The sequence below is a fragment of the Salinicola endophyticus genome (assembly GCF_003206575.1).
GTDB lineage: Bacteria > Pseudomonadota > Gammaproteobacteria > Pseudomonadales > Halomonadaceae > Salinicola > Salinicola endophyticus.
Map to the genome: position 1 here is coordinate 1 of NZ_PZJO01000022.1, position 649 is coordinate 649.

The 649-nt window shown below is 65.8% G+C and carries 1 pseudogene; it reads right to left on the reverse strand.

Annotated features, from left to right (window positions below):
* Positions 1-647: pseudogene (gene cysD / locus DOM66_RS19385) on the reverse strand (sulfate adenylyltransferase subunit CysD); the annotation flags it as partial.
* Positions 648-649: the final 2 nt, after the last annotated feature.

The window sequence follows — 649 nt, forward strand, 5'->3', positions numbered from 1 at the left end:
CGCCGCCCGCGACTCCACCGCCCCGGTGAGCGGGTAGCAGCCCAGGGTGCGGAAGCGCACCCACTTCTCTTCCGGCACTTCCCCCGGCGCCAGCGGCAGACGCTCGTCGTCGACCATCACCTGCATGCCGTCACGCTCGACCACCGGGCGCGGCGCGGCGTAGTAGAGCGGCACGATGGGAATCGATTCGAGATAGATGTACTGCCAGATATCCAGCTCGGTCCAGTTGGAGAGCGGGAACACGCGGATCGACTCGCCCTGGTTGACCTTGCCGTTGTAGAGCCGCCACAGCTCCGGGCGCTGGTTCTTGGGGTCCCAGCGATGGTGCTTGTCACGGAAGGAGTAGACCCGCTCCTTGGCGCGGGAGGCCTCCTCGTCGCGCCGNNNTGATCGAAGGGGTTGATGCCGGCGGCGCGCCCTTCCTCGTTGATGTGCTCGATCAGTTCCATGCCCACGCTTGCCGCCATGCGGTCGCGGAACTCGATCATCTCCTTGAACTTCCAGGTGGTGTTGACGTGCATCAGCGGGAACGGCGGCGTGCCCGGGTAGAACGCCTTGCGCGCCAGATGCAGCATCACCGAGGAGTCCTTGCCGATCGAGTAGAGCATCACCGGGTTGCGGAACTCGGCCGCGACCTCGCGGATGATGT